General features: G+C 41.7%; 13 protein-coding genes. 5 read left to right on the top strand and 8 right to left on the bottom strand.

Features of this window, described 5'->3' with window-relative positions; genetic code table 11:
* Nucleotides 1-70: 70 nt before the first annotated feature.
* The 6 genes from FHK88_RS05620 to FHK88_RS05595 form a co-directional block, all read right to left on the bottom strand.
* Nucleotides 71-673 (bottom strand): hypothetical protein, encoded by a 603-nt coding sequence (locus FHK88_RS05620; RefSeq protein WP_227429767.1) that lies wholly within the window; start codon nucleotides 671-673, stop codon nucleotides 71-73.
* Between the two features lie 39 nt (nucleotides 674-712).
* Complete coding sequence (locus FHK88_RS05615; RefSeq protein WP_227429766.1) at nucleotides 713-1,480, bottom strand: ABC transporter ATP-binding protein; 768 nt, start codon at nucleotides 1,478-1,480, stop codon at nucleotides 713-715.
* 35 nt (nucleotides 1,481-1,515) lie between these two features.
* Nucleotides 1,516-2,460: an iron chelate uptake ABC transporter family permease subunit gene (locus FHK88_RS05610; protein ID WP_413680459.1), complete on the bottom strand. Its 945-nt coding sequence runs from the start codon at nucleotides 2,458-2,460 to the stop codon at nucleotides 1,516-1,518.
* A gap of 103 nt (nucleotides 2,461-2,563) precedes the next feature.
* Complete coding sequence (locus tag FHK88_RS05605; protein WP_227429765.1) at nucleotides 2,564-3,628, bottom strand: ABC transporter permease; 1,065 nt, start codon at nucleotides 3,626-3,628, stop codon at nucleotides 2,564-2,566.
* A gap of 2 nt (nucleotides 3,629-3,630) precedes the next feature.
* A complete protein-coding gene (locus tag FHK88_RS05600; RefSeq protein WP_227429764.1) occupies nucleotides 3,631-4,695 on the bottom strand; it encodes a siderophore ABC transporter substrate-binding protein in 1,065 nt (354 codons plus the stop codon).
* Nucleotides 4,696-4,930: 235 nt separating this feature from the next.
* Entirely contained in the window at nucleotides 4,931-7,042 is a 2,112-nt protein-coding gene (locus tag FHK88_RS05595) for a TonB-dependent receptor domain-containing protein (protein WP_227429763.1), read from the bottom strand.
* A 123-nt stretch (nucleotides 7,043-7,165) separates the two neighbouring features.
* On the opposite strand from FHK88_RS05595, the gene FHK88_RS05590 reads away from it, so the two are divergent.
* The 5 genes from FHK88_RS05590 (at nucleotide 7,166) to betT (ending at nucleotide 14,828) form a co-directional block, all read left to right on the top strand.
* Nucleotides 7,166-7,312 (top strand): hypothetical protein, encoded by a 147-nt coding sequence (locus FHK88_RS05590; protein ID WP_227429762.1) that lies wholly within the window; start codon nucleotides 7,166-7,168, stop codon nucleotides 7,310-7,312.
* Nucleotides 7,313-7,347: 35 nt separating this feature from the next.
* A complete protein-coding gene (locus FHK88_RS05585; RefSeq protein ID WP_227429761.1) occupies nucleotides 7,348-8,307 on the top strand; it encodes a helix-turn-helix transcriptional regulator in 960 nt (319 codons plus the stop codon).
* A gap of 916 nt (nucleotides 8,308-9,223) precedes the next feature.
* Nucleotides 9,224-10,720 carry a betaine-aldehyde dehydrogenase gene (betB, locus tag FHK88_RS05580; RefSeq protein WP_227429760.1) on the top strand — a complete coding sequence of 499 codons (1,497 nt, stop codon included), beginning with the start codon at nucleotides 9,224-9,226 and terminating at the stop codon, nucleotides 10,718-10,720.
* Nucleotides 10,721-10,823: 103 nt separating this feature from the next.
* Nucleotides 10,824-12,524: a choline dehydrogenase gene (gene betA, locus FHK88_RS05575; protein WP_227429759.1), complete on the top strand. Its 1,701-nt coding sequence runs from the start codon at nucleotides 10,824-10,826 to the stop codon at nucleotides 12,522-12,524.
* Nucleotides 12,525-12,806: 282 nt separating this feature from the next.
* Nucleotides 12,807-14,828 carry a choline BCCT transporter BetT gene (gene betT / locus FHK88_RS05570; RefSeq protein WP_227429758.1) on the top strand — a complete coding sequence of 674 codons (2,022 nt, stop codon included), beginning with the start codon at nucleotides 12,807-12,809 and terminating at the stop codon, nucleotides 14,826-14,828.
* 149 nt (nucleotides 14,829-14,977) lie between these two features.
* Here the strand turns inward: betT and rlmKL are convergent, their stop codons facing one another.
* Nucleotides 14,978-17,218 (bottom strand): bifunctional 23S rRNA (guanine(2069)-N(7))-methyltransferase RlmK/23S rRNA (guanine(2445)-N(2))-methyltransferase RlmL, encoded by a 2,241-nt coding sequence (rlmKL, locus tag FHK88_RS05565; protein ID WP_227430068.1) that lies wholly within the window; start codon nucleotides 17,216-17,218, stop codon nucleotides 14,978-14,980.
* 330 nt (nucleotides 17,219-17,548) lie between these two features.
* Nucleotides 17,549-18,589: an NADP(H)-dependent aldo-keto reductase gene (locus FHK88_RS05560; protein ID WP_227429757.1), complete on the bottom strand. Its 1,041-nt coding sequence runs from the start codon at nucleotides 18,587-18,589 to the stop codon at nucleotides 17,549-17,551.
* Nucleotides 18,590-18,747 lie beyond the last annotated feature (158 nt).

The following is an 18,747-nucleotide window of genomic DNA, read 5'->3' as shown; positions in this document are numbered from 1 at the left end:
AAAATCATGATTGCTTGGCAATACATCTTGTATATTCTTTTATAAATAAAAATTCTATATATACAAGTTCTTAGTATTTATAATTAGGAATATTGCCTTTATTAAACTTTTCAATATCTACTAATTTAGCAAGGTTACCCTCAGATAAATAAGCATATAAATAATCAAATTCCTTAGCCTCATTTATATTATTATTTTTATGCAAAAACATACCCCATTCTGCACCATATTGTAATAATTCAAACATAAAAACTCTGATAAGTTTGGCACAATGATACTCTTTAATCTGACAAGCACCTTCAAACTCATTATAAAGAATGTCAAATAGTTGATTTATCTTAGTTTCATTTTTTGGTAGTTTTTCTTTTATAGAGCAAGGATAAATATAAGCAACGTAACTACAATATAAGGATTTTATCAACCACAATCCATATTCTATCAACAAATGATAATCGCCATCATGATAAAAGCATTCTAGGTAATAATCTGCAATAATCTGATCTGCTTGTTCCTCTTTATTACATTTTGTTATATTGCCATCACCAAAAGAGTCTATATTATAACTTCTAACCATAGCAGGATGATAACCATCAATGTTTTCTGGCTGAACCCAATCAAATGGCTCAATCTCATAATCTGTTTTTAATTGAATGATTTCTATATTTACTTTCATGGCAATATTTCTCTATACAGTAGCCCTTAAGTGGGTATTTTACCCAGCCGATACATCATCAACAATAATCGGTCTACCTGCATGGTGCAAAATAGCAACATCAACACCATACAACTGCTTGATATGCTCTACGGTAATTAGCTCACTGGGAGTGCCAGTGGCATAGACCTGCCCTGATTTCATCATCACAATATTATCGGCATATTGGGTGGCATGATTGATGTCATGTAGTACCACCACTAAGGTTTTTCCTTGGTCATCGACCAATCGGCGAAACTGCCTCATCATCTGCGAGGTGTGGTACATATCCAGATTATTTAGCGGTTCGTCCAGCAAGATATAAGGGGTGTCTTGGCAGACCACCATCGCAATTAATGCCCGTTGCCGTTGCCCCCCTGATAAAGTCGATAAAAATCGCTGAGCCAAGTCGGTCAGCTCAAAGTCTGCCATCACCTTATCAATAATCGCCATGTCCTCATTACTCGGTCGCCCTTGATGGTATGGATAACGCCCAAAGGTGAGTAGCTCTTTGACCCTTAGTCGTCCTTGTAAATGGTTGTCTTGGCTAAGCATAGAGACCACTTTCGCAAGGGTTTTGCCCCGCTCATGGCGAATGTCATGCCCGCCAATATGAATCTCCCCTTGCTCAAAAGGCAGTAGCCGAGCCATCATGGCAAACAAGGTCGATTTACCTGCCCCATTTGCCCCAATTAAGGCGATAAGCTGGTTATCGGCTAGCTCAAGATTAATATCCTTTAAAATGGGGGTATTGCCGATATGATAGTGTAGGTTTTCAATTTTTATCATATGTCTTGTTATCCTTGATTATCTTATTTTGCTGGCTATTTAACCGATTTGCCAATGCGATAATGACTGGCAATCAATAATAAAAACACCACCCCACCGCCAACTTCAATCACCACTGCCAGTACCCCTGCCATACCCAAGACTTGCTCAAAAATCGTTTGCCCCAATACCAAGCAAATCATCGCTAATAGGCTAACCATCACAAGACGTGTGCCATGATACATATTGGGGCTGATACGGTTGGTTAAGGCACACACCAGCAAACCAAAAAACGATACAGGACCGACCAATGCAGTGGAAACTGCCACCAATACAGCAATCATCGCCAATAATTTAAAACCAAAACGATGATAATCAATGCCCAAATTTATCGCTGAGGCACGCCCCAACATCAGCACATCACAGCGATGACGCCACCGCCACACTAGCCCCATAGATAGCAAAACTATCACCGCACTGATACTCATCAATGGCACATTCACGCTATTAAACTGAGCATAGCTGACCGTCTGTATCACTGCAAAATCACTGGGATTAATCAAACGGGCAATTAAGGTTGCCAAACTGCGACATAAGATACCAAAAATCACCCCGACCAATATCATTTGTGTTAAATCTTGACGCACTTTATTAAACAGTAAACGAAACAGCACAATCGAAAATGCCACCATAATCAGCACTTCAATGGCATATTTAGGCAATAAAGGCAGATTGGCATAACCCAAACCGCCCAATATAAATACCAATAGGCTTTGGATAAGCACATACACCGCATCATAACCCAGCAGTGCAGGGGTTAAAATAGGATTATGGGTAAGGGTCTGAAGTAGTAGTGTTGCCACCCCAATGGCATAACCGACCAGCATTAAGGTTAATAATTTTTTGCCCCGAAATGGCAATACAAAATCCCAATGCCCATTTGCCCCCATCGTCATAAATAGCACACAACTGATGATAAACAGCAACAAGGTGACTGCCATGACATGACGGCTTAGCCAGTTTTTTATGGTGATAAAAAGTGTGTTTGGTGTGGTAAAAGTGGATTGTTGTTGCATATGTTGCATAACTAGTCAGTCCTATTTTCTATGCCGTTTGCCGTACAGGCTTAAGCATCAACCACAAAAACACCACCGCCCCTAATACCCCAAAAATAGTCGCCACAGGGATTTCAAATGGATAACGCATAATACGTCCAAGAATGTCGCAAAATAGCACCGCACAAGCCCCGAGTAATGCCACCGTTGGCAGGCTTTGACGCATATGGTCACCATATAAACGGCTGACCACATTTGGCACTACCAAACCCACAAATGGAATTGCCCCGACCGTAACCACCACCATCGCACTCATCATCGCCACCATCGTCATACTTAGCCAAATCAGTGTGCGTTGATTAACCCCCAAATTCATGGCAATGGTATCGCCAAGCCCGACAATATTAAGTTTGTCCGCCAATAAATACGCCAGCACTGTCAAACCACCCGTCAGCCATAACAGCTCATAGCGACCTGCCAGCACCGCCGAAAAATCCCCATAAAACCACACCGCGAGGGTTTGTAACATCTCCGTTTGATAACCAATAAAGGTGGCAATCCCTGTGATAATTCCCCCATAGACAATACCCACCAACGGAATAAGCAAATAATCTCGACTGGGCAAACGGCGGATTAACAGCACAAATAGCCCCATACCCAGCAATGCGGTTAATGAGGAAATGCTCATCTTGGCAATCGGTGACCACTGCGGGGCAAACAAGCTGACCAATAACAGTCCTAATGTGGCACTTTGGGTCGCACCTACCATCGACGGCTCGACAAAGCGGTTTTTTAACACCACTTGCAATATCAGCCCAGACACCGACAAGGTCATACCCGTTAAGATAATCGCTAAGGTGCGAGGCAGACGGCTAATCAGCAGTAGCATGGCATCTTGTGATGAACCCGAACCGTTATCCTGCGAGCCAACTTGTAAGCCAAAGTGTAGCAGACTTTGCCAGACTCCTTGCCAGCTAAAATCTGCCACCCCCACTGACAAACTAATGGCAGAGAGTATCAACAATGCCACAATACCAATGGCATTGGTCAGCTTAATATGACCTTGCACAAAATCAGGAACAACTTTAGACACAACTTTAGACACATTGCCCATGTTTATTGAGCCGTTTTGTTATAGGCATCTTGGATAAGTTTGGCATCATTTAACCAGTGATAATAACCTCCAAATGCTAGATAAGAATCTGGGCTAAGATATACCACTTGTTGCTTTTGCCATGCTTGGGTTTGATGAATAAGCGAATTATCCAGTACCGCTTGGGCATTTTTACCCGTTTCACCTGTGGCGGAATCGTGGTCTAGTACCAACAGCCAATCTGGGTTGATTTTTTGGATATATTCAAAGGAAATAGGTTCACCATGTTTGGCATCACCGATATTAGGGTCAGCAATAGGAATACCAAACTGCTTATGAATATAACCAAAACGTGAATCTTCCCCAAACGCTGATAACTTATTGCCTTGTACAGAAATTACCAAACCATTACCCCGACCTTTAGTAACTGCTTGAGTATCGGCAATGGCTTTATCAATATTTTGCTGTAACTCTTGGGCTTTGGCTTGCTTATCAAACAAAACACCAAGCTGTGCCAAGCGTTGCTTACTGGTGGCATACAAGTCGTCAAACGATAGGCTTAAATCCAAAGTTGGAGCAACGCTGTTTAGCTCATCGTATTTTTTGGCGGTACGATTACTAATTAAGATGGCTTTGGGTTGTAGGGCATTTAATGCCTCTAAATTTGGCTCAAAGATTGTACCGATTGGCGCTGATTCTGGGCTGTCTTTGGCTTTGAAATTATCTAAGAGTAAACCTTCTGGCAGACCCTCTACAGGTACGTCCATCGCTGCCAAATCTTGCATTAAGGTCATACTATAAACAGCGACAGGGTGTGGATTTAGTGGCACTGTCATCTCACCACGCACAGTATCTAAAGTCACTTGACCATCATTAACGGTAGCGGTGGGTAAATCGCCATCATTGGTGAGCGTATTTGTATCAGCTTGCGTTTGGCTGGTTTGCTCTGTCTGCGATGGTGAGTCTGTGTTTGAATCTGGCGATGAACAGGCAACCAGACTGGCACTACATACAGTTAATAATGCGACAGATACAGCTTGGCTTGGTATAAATTGATTAAAATTACGAAAGTATGTTGATAATTTCATCTTAATATCCTATTTAGTTGACTCAATAAAAAAATAGTTACTTTGTCATCTTTTTTATCATCTTTGTTGCATTAACTGTCAAGTTACTTTCACTTGATTGTCTTATAACAAAATTATCTTGAATCGACCATATAAAAATTTATCATAAAAAATGGCTACTTTGCGCCATGAATCGTAAAGTAGCCAGAGGAGAGAGAGTAGAGTAAATTAATGTTATACAACGACAACTGAGCTATTAAAATTTATAGTTCACCCCCACACGGAACTCACGACCTTTTTCAGGTTTGATACTGTCGTAGTTAATCGGTGTACGGCGGTTATTACTTTGGTTATAGTATTGCTTATTAGCAATATTATTAATACCAGCATTGATAGAGAGTCTATCCGTTGCTAATGGTTGCCAATTTGCAAAAACATCAGTCACAAAGTAGCTTGGTACATCTTGATGGACGGTCGATACCTGTTTGGTTTTTCTATCTTCTACTTCTGTTTGGTAGCTGTAGTCGCTGACATAATGGTTTTTAACACCAATTTCTAAACGTGGTTGGTCAAAGCGATAAGAGACACTGGCATTATATTTTGTTCCTGTTGGCATGATATCTAAGGCATAGCCAAGATAGTCGCCATTAAGGTCTGAATCAGTGTGCGACATTCCTAAGAAAGCTTTAATAGCATCTTTACGGTAGCCTACATTGACTTCATAGCCTGTATTTTTTAGCTCACCACCATTAACTTGGGTAGAAATATCTTTAATGCGCTCAACTTTGATATAGTCTTTGATGCGTTGGTCAAAGATGCTGGCATCTGCCATAAAGCCATTGTTACCTTGCCACTCAATGCCTACTTCAGTAGTTTGGGCTTTACCAGGTTTTAAACCATCCGCAAAGTCATGTTGTAACCCGTTGGATAAACCCAGTATCAAAGATTCATAAACACGTGGCGCTTGTATCGCCTGTGACCAGCTACCATTAACCGCAAAGTTATCATTGACTTGCCATCTTGCCGACACACTGGGGCTGGTCATGCCATCTTTGATGTTTTTATTTTGGTTAGTAGTAATATCATAATGGTCATAACGCACACCAGTGCTAAGGGTCACAGGATTAAAGTCCCAATTCATCTGGGCATATGCCCCTGTTTCAGTTTTAGTTTCATGACCCGTACCAACGAATTGATTATTGGCATGAGTCTGACTGTCACGATAATTCAGCCCTGTTTCAAGACGATGATTGTTGATGATAGGGAAGGTGACAGAGGCATTAGCACCTTTGGTAGTGGCGTCAATATCTAAATTAACAGGCACACGATTGGTACTGATATTTCTGATTTGCTTACGTTTTTCGGCAAGTTGGCTATAGTAAGCGTTTGCTGTTACATCGACACCTTCACGTCCTGCTAAGTTGTAGCCTTCATAAGCAAGATTGGTGGTATCTTGGGTTGTGGTGGAGTCCATAATGGGTTGGTTTTTGACAATGACATTGGCTCGCAATGGTAAGTCGCCACTTTGTTGCTCACGGCGATGACTTAACTCAAGGCGGTTGTTTGTATCGACGTTCCAGCCCAATTTTGCCATATAGGCTTCTTGGTTTAAGGTTGAACCTGTGACCACATCACCATTACCATCTTTATAATCTTCATGTTTGACGTAGTTACCCATGACAATACCATCAAAGCGATGATCGTCACTGCGTCCATATACTGCGCCTACGCCACGGTAGCCCTTATTAGAGTTGTACCCTGCACCCACCATTGCACCAACATTCTGCCCATCTCGTAACATATCATTGGCATCCACTGTGGTCATACGGATAGCCCCTGCGGTCACCCCGATACCAGAGTTTGCTTGCCCTGTGCCTTTCTCAATATTCATTGATTTAAGCAAAGCTGGGTCAAACATAAAGCGTGATTGATGGTGAAATAACTGAGAGTTTGGCGCTGTGTTATCGACACTAAAGGTCAGCTCATTTTCACCAAAATTACGAATATAAAGCTGTTGTGCTAAGCCATTACCACCGCTTACCGACAAGCTGGGCTGATCTTTTAGCACATCTTTCATATCGATAATATTGCTCTTTTCGATGGTTTGTTGATTGACAGTGGGGGTGATACCACCTGAACTGGTTGTAATCACAATAGGGTCTAAAACCGTTGTGGGCTGTCCTTGTGCATCAAGAGTAACATTTGTTGCATTTTGGTTGTTGTATTGGCTGTTATATTGGTTTGTTGAAGCGGAATTGGTTATTGGTGCTGTGGAAGTTGTCACCTCAGCCAATGCTACATGTGTAGCACCAAGTGCCATGGTGGATAGTAATAATTGTAAGCTTAAAGAAAGATAATTTTGACGCATGATTCTTCCTATGGGTAGCTATAAAGCATAATTGAAAAACTAAATTATTGTAGATTTGAGAATGGTTATTATCTACAAATAAGAAAAGTTATGTGTAATAATGAGGAAAAAGATATATAGAAAATGGGAAAAAATTATGAGCGTTATCAAAACAATAGTGAATTAAAGTTTGCATTCCTTATGTTATTTAAATACAGCCAATATTATGTGGTCGCTGTTATCAATGCGTATCTGGCTGAATTTTTAACTGCCCTAATCCAAGCAAGCTAGGAAGCGTAATTGCAAAGAATAATTATGTGGAGGTAATGATGATAGACTACGATAAAATGTCTTGGCAAAGTCATGAGCTGGGTCATGTTAAGATTACCAGTGCTAATGACGAAGTCTGTGCTTATCGGGAAACTCATGAGTTTCACTCAGGGTTTCGTTTGGTGCGACGACAACTACAAACTCAGACACCTATCCGTTATCCTGCATTTGATGACTTGGATTATATTGGAGTTTGTTTTACTTTTAGTGACAAAGATATTGACCCAAAAAATCTGGCATTTGCGCACTTGCATCATACAGATATGAATATTACGAATGGCTATGAATTTGCTGGTAATACGCTAAAAGTACTAGATAGAACATTGTATTATGCCAGCTTGCAGTTTAGCCATAGCTATATTAGCCAGTTACAACAGCAACAGCGCCTACCAAGCTGGCTTAGTCAGATTGTTGAAAATCATGATAAGCAGTTGATTGACCGTATTGCAGTACCCCCTGCACTGCGTCAGTTGGCATGGCAGATTTGCTGTTTACCAAAAATCAGTCGTTTTAGTGATGCGCTTAGGGTGGAGTCCAAAGCCATCGACTGGTTAGCAATGATTCTTGAAATGGCAGAACAGCCAACCCTTGTCATTGCTGACACACCAAGCCGTCAAAAAAATGTTGCTAAAAAATATGTGCATGGGGCTTGTGACATCATTCATAGTGAGTTTAATCAATCCTTGACCATTGCAGAGTTGGCAGGACGAGTGGGAACAAATGAGTGCTATCTTAAGCAATATTTTAAGCAAGTGATGGACATGAGTATTCATGAGTATTTGACTCAGTATCGACTGACGCAAGCATGTCAGTTACTTAGAAACCATCAGGATATGAATATCAAAGATGTTGCAGGGATGTGTGGTTATCACCCCAGCCATTTTAGTCAGTTATTTTATAAAAAGTATGGCGTATCACCCAAAGAATATCGCCAAGATTTAAAGATAACGTGTTAAAAAGTAAGAGCCAATTAAGAAGCAGTTAATAACCAATGGCGCTTTTATCTTGGTAAAAACAGATGCTGTGTTAAAGACAACAAATAAAGCGCTATAAAGTGGTTATTGCCTCATCAGTTTTCGCTGGTATTTCCTATCTAAATATATATTTGTTATAATCCCTGCCTGATTTTGATTTGTTTAATAAAACTAACCAACCAAACTCATATAAATGTAGATTATGTTATATTCTGCTTTTTATCCTTCCTGTTTAATAGACCAGCGAGATGAATCCATCGACAAATCAACATGTTGGTGGGGTGATATTGCCAGTTTATGCTCTTAGTATTAAGCACATATCCACTCAAATATGTGTATATGGTCGAATCAAGATAACAAATAAGATAACGTACCCAGAATAAGTAAGACTTCATTGTCATTGCATTTAGTTGATAGTCAGCCTATTGTTGTTCTGTTGTTGCATGTATTCAGTTGGTTAGCTGAATATCCAACATAAATATATAGCATAAATATATAACAACGACTGACACAACTTTATTGATACTATGATGGATACTTGATATGGCTTGTCTTTTATAAATCCTAATTTTATAGAATGGTCATAGTTTCTCTTGTTTTTTCTCTTGGTTTTGTTGAGGTAATGTCTCATAAATCATTACCTTGAATCGACGATAAAGCCAGCTCTAGGCGATTGAAATTTTATTGTATTTTTATTGCTAACAACTGTAGTTAATACAGCAACTGTATGTTAAGCCAAGGATGACGATTATCTATGTATAGATAGTGGTAATGCTTTACCTATGCCCTAAAAAAATAAGTTATTACGGGCAGATAGGGTGGTTGTGATTCTTGCGCTTATTCACAGAACGTTTTGTTATCCATTAAGTTTTAATATTTTTTTTATTAAGGAATTGTTATGTCAGAGACACAAAATACGACTTTTGATTTTTCTCAAACCCAAACAGCGTATATTAATGGCGCTTATTTGCCAGTAGATGACACATTGCCGACCTTTAAAAGCATCAATCCTGCAACAGGGGAGGTGTTGGCGACCATTCAGCAGACCAGCGCTGAGCAAATTGATGAAGCGGTGCGCACAGCACAACAAGGTCAAAAAGTCTGGGCGGCAATGACTCCAGTGGAGCGTAGTCGTATCTTGCTCAAAGCAGTCGACATATTGCGTGCGCGTAATGATGAGCTGGCAGTATTGGAAACACAAGATACAGGAAAAGGGTTATCTGAAACTAAGTACGTGGATATTGTCACGGGTGCAGATGTGATTGAGTATTATGCAGGACTTGCCCCTGCCATTGAAGGGCGACAAATTCCACTGCGTGAGTCAAGTTTTGTGTATACACGTGAAGAGCCACTGGGTGTGGTTGCGGGAATTGGTGCATGGAACTATCCAATCCAAATCGCAATGTGGAAAGCTGCACCTGCATTGGCTGCTGGTAATGCGATGATATTCAAGCCTTCAGAAGTGACGCCTTTATCAGCATTAAAATTGGCTGAGATATTTACAGAAGCAGGCTTTCCTGATGGTGTATTTAATGTGGTACAGGGTAATCATGAAGTTGGCAGTGCGCTGACTGAACATCCTGAGATTGCTAAAGTATCTTTTACAGGAGGCGTTGCAACGGGTAAAAAAGTGATGGCAACAGCCGCCAGTTCATCTCTAAAAGATGTGACCATGGAGCTGGGTGGTAAGTCACCATTGATTATTTTTGATGATGCCGATATGGGTACTGCTGCTGATATTGCCATGATGGCAAACTTCTATAGCACTGGACAAGTCTGTACCAATGGGACACGGGTATTTATTCCGAAGTCATGGCAGGAGAAGTTTGAGCAAGCCATTAGTGAGCGTGTGGCACGTATCAAGCTCGGTGACCCGATGGATGAGGCAGTCAATATGGGGCCTTTAGTCAGCTTTGAGCATCGTCAAAAGGTGCTGGAATATATTGAGCAAGGAAAAAAAGAAGGCGCACGGGTGTTATGTGGAGGCTCAGTAGCTGATGAAGGTAAATTGGCAGATGGTGCGTATGTTCAACCGACCGTATTTACAGATTGTCATGATGAGATGCGTATTGTTCGTGAAGAGATTTTTGGTCCTGTCATGTCAATTCTGACTTATGAGACAGAAGAAGAAGTGATTGCTCGTGCTAATGATACAGAGTATGGACTGGCAGCAGGGGTAGTGAGCCATGATTTACAACGGGCGCATCGAGTGATTGCGCAGATAGAAGCGGGGATTTGCTGGTTAAATACATGGGGTGAGTCAGCAGCACCAATGCCTGTTGGTGGTTATAAACATTCAGGTGTGGGTCGTGAAAATGGTATTCAAACTTTAAAACATTATACACAGACTAAGTCAATACAAGTTGAGCTGGGTGCATTTGAGTCAGTGTTTTAGATGGTATTGAGAAAAATGCTTAGGGCTTGTGTGCAGGCACCAAGCATCCAGTACTTAGTGATTTAAAGACTAATTTAATCGTTTTAATATTAGGAGAAATCCGATGTCTACTACTTCTATCCCAGAATATGACTATATCATCGTCGGTGCAGGCTCAGCAGGTAATGTATTGGCAACTCGTTTGACAGAAGACAGCAGTGTTAAAGTTTTATTGTTAGAAGCAGGTCGTCCAGACTATCGCTTAGACTTTCGGACGCAGATGCCAGCAGCACTTGCTATGCCATTGCAAGGTACGACTTATAACTGGGGCTATAAAACTGACCCTGAGCCATTTATGAACAACCGTGTGATGGACTGTGGACGTGGTAAAGGACTAGGTGGTTCATCACTGATTAATGGGATGTGCTACATTCGTGGTAATGCGCTGGACTTTGATGATTGGGCAAAAATTGAAGGTTTAGAAGATTGGAACTATTTGCGTTGTTTGCCCTATTTTAAAAAAGCAGAAAACCGTGATGCAGGTGAAAATGACTATCATGGTGTGGGTGGACCTGTTGAGATGACAACAGCAAAACCAAATGTCAATCCATTGTTTGAGGCAATGATAGAGGCAGGGGTACAGGCAGGCTATCCTCGTACAGAGGACTTAAATGGCTATCAACAAGAAGGCTTTGGTCCTATGGATCGTTTTGTTACACCTCATGGTCGCCGTGCATCGACAGCACGAGGCTACCTTGACCGTGCTAAACCTCGTAACAATTTGACTATTTTAACAGGTGCATTGACTGATGTGATTTTGTTTGATGGTAAACGTGCTGTTGGAGTCAAAGTTGAGCATGGCGGTCAAACAAAGCAGTTTTATGCTGCCCGTGAGGTCATCGTTTCTTCAGGGGCAATTGCATCACCACAGCTACTGCAACGCTCTGGCATTGGACCGGGGCAGTGGTTAAAAGAGCTGGGTGTGCCTGAAGTCTTAGACTTACAAGGCGTTGGCAATAACTTGCAAGACCATCTTGAGCTGTATATGCAGTATGAGTGTACACAGCCTGTATCCATTGCTCCCGCCAATAAATGGTGGAACAAGCCACCCATTGGTATTGAATGGTTGTTTAAGGGAACAGGGCTGGGTGCGACCAATCACTTTGAGGGTGGTGGCTTTATTCGTACACATGAAGAGTTTACTCATCCTAATGTGCAGTATCACTTTTTGCCATTGGCAGTACGCTACGATGGGCGCAATGCCAGTGATGCGCACAGTTTTCAGGCACATGTTGGCTCATTGCGCTCACCAAGTCGTGGACGGGTTAAGCTCAAGTCTCGTGACCCCAAAGCCCATCCAAGTATTTTATTTAACTATATGTCGCATGAGCAGGACTGGCGGGAGTTTCGGGCGGCGATGCGCATCACCCGTGAGATCATTCATCAGCCAGCACTTGACCCCTATCGTGGACGTGCCATCTCACCGACTGAAGACCTAGTAACAGATCAGCAGTTAGACGACTATGTGCGTGAGCATGGCGAGACTGCCTATCACCCCTCATGTACCTGTGCGATGGGTGAACATAGCCAAGCGGTGGTCAATGGTGAAGGTCTGGTACATGGTATTGATGGACTACGTGTAGTCGATGCTTCTATCATGCCAAATATCATCAGTGGGAACTTAAATGCAACCACCATTATGATGGCAGAGAAAATCGCCGATAAAATGAAGGGTATACAACTGCCTGAGTCAAATGCTGACTATTATGTTGCCAATGGTGCGCCACTACGTGGTAAGCCGATGCGTGAATATCAGCCGAGTTAAGCAGTACATAGTCAATCAAGCGTTACATACAGTGTCCAAATGGATGCTGTATGCCATTTTCATAATACCTCACTCTCAACTTTTTATGTGGTAAAGATATTTAGTTCATTTAGGGTGTTTTAATAATTAAATACACCTTAAGTACTTGTCTGCTCTTTTACAAAAAGGTGTCTAGGGCTTGATATAGATATTTATTGTATATGAATGGGCATTAGGAAAGTTGCGAGTGGCGTATGTAACAGGTGCCATGGTGCATCTTCTCTATTGTTTGAGGATAATATTATGCATAGCCCAAGCTCTGGTGGGGCGACTAAAACACTGACGCTTAATAAGACAGTGTTTTTAGGCGCCGCCATCATCTCTATCTTATTAATTATTTGGACAATTATATTCCCTACCTATAGTGAAGGATTACTCGGGTCAGCCATGACTTGGGTATCTAATAACTTTGGTTGGTACTATATGCTGGTTGTTGCCGCTTACAGTATCTTTGCCTTATTTGTTGGATTTTCTCGTTATGGCAATATCAAGCTAGGACAAGACCATGAAAAAGCCCAATTTCCCTTTTTAGCATGGGCGGCCATGTTATTTTCGGCAGGGATTGGTATTGATCTATTATTCTTTGGTGCATCTGAACCCTTAATGCACTATTTAACCCCACATCCGGGTATTGACCCTGCCAGTGCTGCTGCAATGCGTGATGCTGTACCCCAAGCCTTTTTACATTGGGGTATTCATGGTTGGGGGATTTATGCGCTGATTGGTATGGCATTGGCATATTTTGCCTATCGTAAAAACATGCCTTTGGCTCTACGCTCTGCGCTAACTCCTATTTTTGGTGAAAAGCTGGTCAAAGGCTGGCTGGGTGATAGTGTGGATACCTTTGGTGTTGTGTGTACACTGATGGGTATTGCCACCAGTCTAGGTATTGGTGTTTTACAAGCCAATGCAGGCTTAACGCATGTGTTTGGTATTGAGTCAAGCAAAATGGTGCAGACCATCATTATTGTCACCGTCGTGATTGCTGCTGCCATCTCAGCGATGACTGGGGTGGAAAAAGGGGTACGTCGCCTGTCTGAATTTAACATGCTAACAGCGACCTTACTGCTGATTGCTATTTTATTGATGGGTAATACCATCTATTTGCTGAACGCATTTACCGAAAATATTGGCTACTATTTTGAAAACATAGTATACAAAAGCTTTGAAGTGTATGCTTTTGATGGTGAAACAGGTGCTGAGTGGAAGTCTTGGTGGACAGTATTTTTCTGGGCGTGGTGGGTAGCATGGGCACCATTTGTGGGTTTATTTATTGCCCGTATTAGCCGTGGACGTACCTTACGTGAGTTTGTATTTGGGGTGATGTTTATTCCACTTGGCTTTATCTTTGCATGGTTCTCTATTTTTGGGAACTCAGCAATAGAACTGGTGGCAAATGGTGCAACTGATTTGGGTGAAACAGCGATTAATAATGCTGCTATGGGTATGTTTGCGCTGTTTGAATATTATCCTTACAGTGGTGTTCTATCCTTTGCAGGGGTGGTCATTGGTTTGATATTTTTTGTTACCTCTGCTGACTCTGGTGCATTGGTACTTGCCAACCTCAGTAGCCGTGGCTTAACCAATGATGCAGATGCACCAGTTTGGTTACGTCTATTTTGGGCTGCTGCTACAGGGCTTATTACCTTAGGTCTATTATTTGCTGGTGGTTTTAGCTCATTACAGTCTGTCTCTGTGATTGCAGGGTTGCCATTTTCACTTGTACTTGTGCTATATATGATATCCATGTGGAAGTCACTGAAAGAAGAGGGCAATAAGCGCAAAGCCAGTACAGTAGATACTGCTAATGTACTTAATAGCGGTAAAGGTTGGAAGGCACGTTTGCAGCGTATTGTGAGCTTCCCAGGCTATAATCAGGTACAGCGCTTTATGCAGTCTGTTGTGCATCCAGCCATGCAAGATGTAGAAGCAGAACTGCAAGCAGGCGGCCTAAGTACAACACTAAGTGTGCATGATGGCAGTGATGGTAAACTTGAAGGATTGAGTCTGCATGTTGGTCATGGTAGTGAAGATGACTTTGTGTATGATGTTTATTTGGTTAAAGCTGAAAGACCAAACTTTACTCTGAATACGTCTAATAAACAGGCTGAGCATTATTATCGTGCTGAAGTCTTTTTAAGTGAGGGCTCACAAGAGTATGACTTGGTTGGCTACACCAAAGAGCAAGTATTGGTGGATATCCTTAATCAATACGAGCGTCATATGCAATATCTGCATTTAGGGCGTCAGTCACTAGATAGCTAATAGATTAGCAACAGTGTCCATATCATTTCTATTAGCACTTTTATCAGATAAAACATGATGAAAAAACGGCGAACTATTCATAGTTCGCCGTTTTTTATGGCTCAGTCATTCGGCTTAATGATGTAATGCTGTAGCTTTTGAGTATTGCCTTATTTATGCCGTATCTCAAAACTTTGATGAATGGGCTTTTTAATATTAAAGTCAAAGCCTATGGTCTTATGGGTGATGTCGGTGACATCATAGCGTTGGCGCAAACTCTCATCAAGCTCAAACTTAGTAAAGTTATTAGAAAAGTATAAGATACCACCTGTTGCTAAGCGGTTCATGGCACGGTTAATCAGTGCAGCGTGGTCACGTTGCACATCAAATGTTCCTTGAAACTTTTTGGAGTTAGAAAACGTTGGTGGGTCAATAAAAATGGTATCGAACTGCTCTGTATTATCTTTAATCCACTCAAAAGTATCCGCAGCGATAAACTCATATTTACTGGCAGAGATATCCAAGCCATTAAGAGCAAAATTACGTCTGCCCCAGTCAAGATAGTTTTGTGACAAATCGACACTGGTGACAGACTTTGCCCCTGCCAGCGCTGCATGAACACTGGCAGTACAGGTATAGGCAAACAGGTTTAATACACACTTGCCAGCACTGGCGGCTTTAATCAACTGGCGCATATTACGATGGTCAATAAATAATCCTGTATCCAGATAGTCTGTGAAGTTGACATAAAAATAGGCATCATCTTCTTTGACAATATAAAACTTACCTTGTTTTTCGCCCCCTTGTTTGGTGTATTGCTCTTTTCCAGACTGTCTTGCCCGTGTTTTGATAAATACCTGCTCACGGTCGATGCCAAATACTTCACGGATACCAAGCAGGGCTAAGTTAAAGCGTTTTTTGGCAGTTTCAGGTGGAATGGACTTTGGTGGTGCATACTCTTGCACATGGACATTATCGCCGTATACATCAATAGCAACTTTAAAATCAGGTAAATCTGCATCGTATAGACGTAAGTTGGTGATGTTTTGTTTACTTGCTTGCTTTTTAAGCTTGGCAACATTTTTTTGTAGGCGATTGACAAAATCTTGTCCTGCTTCGACGCTGATTTCTTTTTTCTCAAAGCTATCAATCAGTGCGACCGTACTATCAGTAATCAGCCGACCATAGCGGAAATAGACAGTAATTGCCCCATTATGACAGCGCAATGTCTGTGGCTTAGCAATGGGTAAAACATCCGCTTGCTCCACGTGGGCTGCCAGTAGCCCGAGTGTCGGTGCTTGTTTTGCTTGTGCAAAAGTATCCTGCAAAATTAGCCCCAACCCTTGATATAAAGGCTTAATCATATCTTCATCACCCAGACGCTCACCATAAGGTGGATTAGTGATGATAAGTGGTGTATTTAACGCTTGTTTGCTTTGCCACTGTTGCAAACCAGATTTTAGCTGGTTTAGTGGGCGTTGTTGCAACATAACCTGAGAAATAATAGGTTGTAATCCTGCTGCAATTAAGTTTTTATGCGTCGCTTTGATAGCACCAGCGTCTGCATCATAGCCAATGATGGTTGGTAAGTTTGTATCATCAGCAAAGCGCTCTAAAGCATTATGAAATCGTGACTGTGCCTCAGTAATGAGCTGTTGCCACAGCTCACTATTGTGATGTTGCCAATGATAAAACCCAAACTGCCCCTCAGCTTTATCCAGACCAACAGCATAATCACAGCTCATTAACAATGCTTCGATTAAAAATGTACCTGAGCCACACATTGGGTCAATGAGGGCATCATACCGTCCTTGTTCATGCCAACCCACACTATAGAGTAGGGCGGCTGCCAAGTTCTCTTTGAGTGGAGCGTCTGTCATCGCTACCCGATAGCCCCGGCGGTGTAGACTGGTGCCTGATAAATCTAAATATAGCTCGGCTTGTTTATCACCCACCGCAGCATAAATTGAAAACTCTGGTTGACGACTATCCACATCGGGGCGGGCATCATACTTATCATTAAATGTATCTGCGATGGCATCTTTGATACGAAGCATGGCAAACTGCTGTGACACAGAAACCCGCTTATCGACCGAAACACGGATAGCAAAGGTATTATCCAAGTTAAACCATGCCGTCCAGTCGACGCCTTTTGCTAAAGTATATAACTGCTCAGCAACGTCATACTCAGTATTAATATTACGACGTTTGATGGGTAGTAGCACACGTGAAGCGACCCGTGACCATAAGCAAATCTGATAAATTTGTACCAGAGTAGCCGAAACGCTCAATCGCCCAGTACTACTGATATGGCTGGTTATTCCAAGTGTAGTTAGCTCAGTTTGTAGAGGTGCTTCTAGACCATCAGCACAAGTAACGACAATATCAAAGACCTGCTGAGATGGTTGCATACTTTGTTGATTAGGTTGATTGAGCTGAGTAGATGGACTAGATGAAGCAATGTCTTGTAAGTTGTCTTGAGAAGCGGGGGTATTCATGGATTTACCTATAGATGATGAAGCTAAAAATATACAAGATTTTATAAGATATAAAATAGAGGTTAGAAGTGATTATTGGTATATTGCGGTTGATTTTAACACAGTCTGAATGTTAGCTGTGGCGAATCCGATATTGATTAACTGATTATAATTGCAAAAGCCCTGACTCAGCTTGGAGAAAGGGCTTTTTAGAAAGAATCTTAAATAAAGATAAATGACTGAAAACAGCCTATTTAAAAGACTCTAAGGCGAAGGGTTAGGTTGTTGTTGATGTACACGGTCAATGGCCTCTAGTACCTCTTCGCTTAGCTCAAGATTGATGCTATCAATATTATCTTTTAGTTGTTCAATCGTGGTGGCACCTATGATATTAGAAGTAACAAAGGCCTGATGATTGACAAAAGCCAGTGCCATCTGTGCCATATCTAGCCCCGCATCCTCAGCAATACTGGCATATTGTTCAGTTGCCCATTTTGCCTCAGCATTGGTGTAGCGCTCATAGCGGTCAAAAAGACTCAGCCTTGCCCCTTCAGGTCGGCGACCGCCAAGATATTTTCCAGAAAGCACACCAAATGCAAGTGGTGAATATGCCAGTAGTCCAACATTTTCACGATGAGAGATTTCTGCCAGCCCAACCTCATAAAGACGATTCAATAAATTATAAGGGTTTTGGATAGTGATGGGCGCAATCAGCCCATGTTTATCGGCTTCCCATAGATAGCGCATCACGCCCCAAGGTGTATCATTAGATAGCCCATAGGCACGAATTCTGCCTTTTTTTATCTCATCATTAAGTGCCTCAATGGTCTCTAAAAAGGGCGTTAACTCACTTAAATCCTGCTCAGCCATTTGTGTGGTATAGCCCCGCTTGCCAAAAAAATTGCTTTGACGTTCGGGCCAATGTAGCTGATAAATATCAATATAATCAGTTTGTAAACGTTTAAGATTGCCATCAATTGCTTCGCTGATATGCTTAGCAGTAAAGCGAGTCTGACCATCACGTAAAAAGCTCATGGGTGAAATTTTGCTAGCCAGTACAACCTCTTGGCGACGACCTGTCTTAGCAAACCATGTTCCCATAAAGCGCTCAGTGGTACCTTGCTTATCTTTATCTGGTGGAGAAGGGTACATCTCAGCGGTGTCCCAAAAATTGACACCAGATGTCAGTGCAAAGTCCATTTGCTCATGTGCTTGAGCCTCATCATTTTGTTGTCCCCATGTCATCGTACCAAGACAGATTTTAGAGACATCTTGGTTTAGTTGCGCTAACTTATGGTATTTCATCGTTTTATTCCACGGCTTGTTTATTTAACTATGCTATATACTCTAATACTACTTAGTCAAAGTAATATTACAAAAATTCAACTATTCACCATAGGTTGATGCTTTCATGATATGGCGATAAGAATTGGTGCAAAAGTATTGTTGTTTTTGTTTATAAC

This window comes from Psychrobacter sp. I-STPA6b (genome assembly GCF_020662265.1).
Taxonomy (GTDB): Bacteria; Pseudomonadota; Gammaproteobacteria; order Pseudomonadales; family Moraxellaceae; genus Psychrobacter.
This window is presented reverse-complemented; position numbering and strand designations above follow the sequence as displayed.

What these genes read in the sequence shown, in the direction of transcription:
- FHK88_RS05620 (WP_227429767.1), bottom strand. Translation starts at nt 673, where the DNA reads ATGAAAGTAAATATAGAAATCATTCAATTAAAAACAGATTATGAGATT.
- FHK88_RS05615 (WP_227429766.1), bottom strand. Translation starts at nt 1,480, where the DNA reads ATGATAAAAATTGAAAACCTACACTATCATATCGGCAATACCCCCATT.
- FHK88_RS05610 (WP_413680459.1), bottom strand. Translation starts at nt 2,460, where the DNA reads ATGGCAGTCACCTTGTTGCTGTTTATCATCAGTTGTGTGCTATTTATG.
- FHK88_RS05605 (WP_227429765.1), bottom strand. Translation starts at nt 3,628, where the DNA reads ATGGGCAATGTGTCTAAAGTTGTGTCTAAAGTTGTTCCTGATTTTGTG.
- FHK88_RS05600 (WP_227429764.1), bottom strand. Translation starts at nt 4,695, where the DNA reads ATGAAATTATCAACATACTTTCGTAATTTTAATCAATTTATACCAAGC.
- FHK88_RS05595 (WP_227429763.1), bottom strand. Translation starts at nt 7,042, where the DNA reads ATGCGTCAAAATTATCTTTCTTTAAGCTTACAATTATTACTATCCACC.
- FHK88_RS05590 (WP_227429762.1), top strand. Translation starts at nt 7,166, where the DNA reads ATGGGAAAAAATTATGAGCGTTATCAAAACAATAGTGAATTAAAGTTT.
- FHK88_RS05585 (WP_227429761.1), top strand. Translation starts at nt 7,348, where the DNA reads ATGATGATAGACTACGATAAAATGTCTTGGCAAAGTCATGAGCTGGGT.
- betB (WP_227429760.1), top strand. Translation starts at nt 9,224, where the DNA reads ATGTCAGAGACACAAAATACGACTTTTGATTTTTCTCAAACCCAAACA.
- betA (WP_227429759.1), top strand. Translation starts at nt 10,824, where the DNA reads ATGTCTACTACTTCTATCCCAGAATATGACTATATCATCGTCGGTGCA.
- betT (WP_227429758.1), top strand. Translation starts at nt 12,807, where the DNA reads ATGCATAGCCCAAGCTCTGGTGGGGCGACTAAAACACTGACGCTTAAT.
- rlmKL (WP_227430068.1), bottom strand. Translation starts at nt 17,218, where the DNA reads ATGCAACCATCTCAGCAGGTCTTTGATATTGTCGTTACTTGTGCTGAT.
- FHK88_RS05560 (WP_227429757.1), bottom strand. Translation starts at nt 18,589, where the DNA reads ATGAAATACCATAAGTTAGCGCAACTAAACCAAGATGTCTCTAAAATC.